Raw genomic sequence first — 2,525 nt, forward strand, 5'->3', positions numbered from 1 at the left:
GTTGTCCTGCCCAAGGAAAATGAAAAAGACCTGAATGAGATCCTGCCTGAAATCAAGGAAGGCATGGAATTCGTTCTGGCAGAAACCATGGACGATGTGCTGAAAACAGCACTGGTGAAGGGGGAAAAAGCATGAAAGTAAAAAATTGTGATCTGAAATATATCGGGACAAATTTTTCTCATTATCCGCAGGATGGACTGCCTGAGATCGCTTTTGCAGGTAAATCCAACGTAGGCAAGTCTACCCTCATCAATGCGATCCTTGGCAGAAAGGCTCTGGCAAGAACATCTTCCCAGCCCGGTAAAACAAGAACCATCAATTTTTACGGCGTAAATGATATGATGTATGTGGTCGATCTGCCCGGCTACGGTTATGCGAAAGTGCCTAAGTCCGAAGTGGCAAAATGGGGCATGATGATGGAGGAATATCTGCAGAAAAGAAAAGAACTGCGTGCGATCATCCTGCTGATCGACATTCGCCATGAACCCGGCAAAAACGACATCATGATGTACGAATGGCTGAAACATTTCGGCTTTGATATCATCATTGCGGCAACAAAATCCGACAAGATTAACCGCAGCCAGATCCAGAAACATCTTTCTGTCATCAGAAAGACGCTGAAACTGCAGTCCGGCGATGTACTCATTCCTTTCTCCGGCGAAAAGAAGACCGGTGTGGACGAACTGTGGGCGGAAATCGAAAAATTCCTGCCCGGCGGTGAAAAATATATCCCCGATGATGAGATCGAGATGATTGAGATCGAAGAAGAGACAGAAGAATAAGCAGATAAGGCTATGGGAATCTCCATGGCCTTTCTTTTTTATAAAGATTTATAAAATCTTAAGAAACGCTGAAAAAAGTTCTAAAAATCCTTTGCTATGATAGGTTCAGGAAAAGTTTTCATACAAAGGAGGAATTCTTATGACAAACAAAAAGAATCGTTTTTTTACGCTGGTGTTTTCCTGTTGTCCCGGTGCAGGGGAGATGTATATGGGGCTGTATAAGCATGGGGTCAGCCTGCTGAGTGCATTCTGCGCCATTGCGGCGGTGGCTTTCTGGCTGAACTGGGAAGAACTGCTGCTTATTTTGCCGGTCATCTGGTGCTACAGTTTTTTCCATACCCATAACCTGCGTCAGATGACAGAGGAGGAATTTCGGGAGGTGAAGGATGACTTTTTCTTTGCAGGTTATGTGGATGCCAGACCGGACTGGCGGCTGACGGAAAAGCACCGCCGTTTGTTTGGAGTGATTCTGCTGTTCCTTGGTCTGTCTGTGCTCTGTAAAACGGGCGTAAATCTGCTGGGAACCTTTTTCTATGTGCCTGAGTTTATCTGGCGTTTCGGGTACGCTGTCCCTCAGATTGCAGTGGCAGGGGTCATCCTTTCTTTTGCCCTTGGCCTGATGAGGGGCGAGAAAGAAGAGCCCGTGGAAGAGGAGAAAGAAGAAACTGCGGAAGAAAACATTGCAGAAAAATTACAGAAAGAAGAAGCCTGATATTGTTCAGGCTTTTTTTACTCTATAAGAAATTGCGTTTCTTATAGAGTAAAAACACTCCGTGGGATCGCACTGCGGCGAAAAGGTAGATTGTCGCAAGCGACACCACCGCAGGCGAGAGAAGCCCGTCAAGCGGGCTTCTTTTTTTATGAACGGAATCTTAACTGACGGAACTGACATAATCCCCCGCGGAATAGAATAAATTCCATATAAACCGCAATGATCTTATATATTTTTTAAGGAGGGGGACGTATGGAAGCATTCAACAATTTTGTAAGTACCATCAATGGCTTCGTCTGGGGGCCGGTCATGCTGTGCCTGTTGGTGGGTACTCATGTTTTCCTGACCTTCCGCACAGGAATCATCCAGCGGAAGACTTTCAAGGCCATCAAACTTTCCATCACACCGGATAAAGAGGCCAGCGGCGATGTTTCCGGCTTCGGGGCGCTGGCTACGGCCATGGCGGCTACCATTGGTACGGGGAATATCGTCGGGGTGGCTACAGCAGTCGGGCTGGGCGGCCCGGGGGCTGTGCTGTGGGTCTGGCTGACAGGGCTGTTTGGTATGGCAACGAAATATGGCGAGGCAGTTCTTTCCATTAAGTACAGAGTGCGGGCGAAGGATGGCTCTTTCATCGGCGGCCCGATGTATGCATTGGAACGGGGGCTGGGGCAGAAATGGCTGGGCATTCTCTTTGCCGTATTTACAGCCATTGCCTGCTTCGGCATCGGGAACATGACCCAAGGGAATTCTATTGCAGAATCCGTGCGGAATACCTTTGGCATTTCCAAAAATATCACGGGGATCGTGTTGACCGTAGTCACAGGGATGGTCATTCTGGGTGGGGTAAAATCCATCTCCAAGGTGTGCGAAAAACTGGTGCCTTTCATGGCAGGGTTCTACATTCTGGGGTGTCTGGTGATCCTGCTGATCAATGCAGCATACATTCCGGATACTTTTTCTGTGATTTTCAGAAGTGCTTTTGATCCTTCGGCTGCAGGCGGCGCCTTTGTGGGGGTATCCATTATGAC

4 protein-coding genes are annotated in these 2,525 nt (G+C 47.9%); all 4 read left to right on the forward strand.

Features of this window, described 5'->3' with window-relative positions; all coding sequences use genetic code 11:
• Positions 1–6: 6 nt before the first annotated feature.
• Positions 7–135 (forward strand): S16 family serine protease, encoded by a 129-nt coding sequence (locus tag ACJMLT_RS08925; RefSeq protein ID WP_405729682.1) that lies wholly within the window; start codon positions 7–9, stop codon positions 133–135.
• Positions 132–782 (forward strand): ribosome biogenesis GTP-binding protein YihA/YsxC, encoded by a 651-nt coding sequence (yihA, locus tag ACJMLT_RS08930; RefSeq protein ID WP_405729673.1) that lies wholly within the window; start codon positions 132–134, stop codon positions 780–782. The genes ACJMLT_RS08925 and yihA overlap by 4 nt, the downstream gene beginning before the upstream one ends.
• A gap of 139 nt (positions 783–921) precedes the next feature.
• On the forward strand, positions 922–1,494 hold the full coding sequence (locus tag ACJMLT_RS08935; protein ID WP_405729676.1) for a hypothetical protein: 573 nt from the start codon (positions 922–924) through the stop codon (positions 1,492–1,494).
• A gap of 252 nt (positions 1,495–1,746) precedes the next feature.
• Positions 1,747–2,525, forward strand: a 779-nt coding sequence (locus tag ACJMLT_RS08940) for an alanine/glycine:cation symporter family protein (RefSeq protein ID WP_405729679.1), incomplete at its 3' end; no start/stop codon positions are given.

Origin of the sequence: Anaerotignum sp. (assembly GCF_045122575.1) — a bacterium.
Taxonomy (GTDB): Bacteria; Bacillota; Clostridia; order Lachnospirales; family Anaerotignaceae; genus Anaerotignum_A.

What these genes read in the sequence shown, in the direction of transcription:
- yihA (WP_405729673.1), top strand. Translation starts at nt 132, where the DNA reads ATGAAAGTAAAAAATTGTGATCTGAAATATATCGGGACAAATTTTTCT.
- ACJMLT_RS08935 (WP_405729676.1), top strand. Translation starts at nt 922, where the DNA reads ATGACAAACAAAAAGAATCGTTTTTTTACGCTGGTGTTTTCCTGTTGT.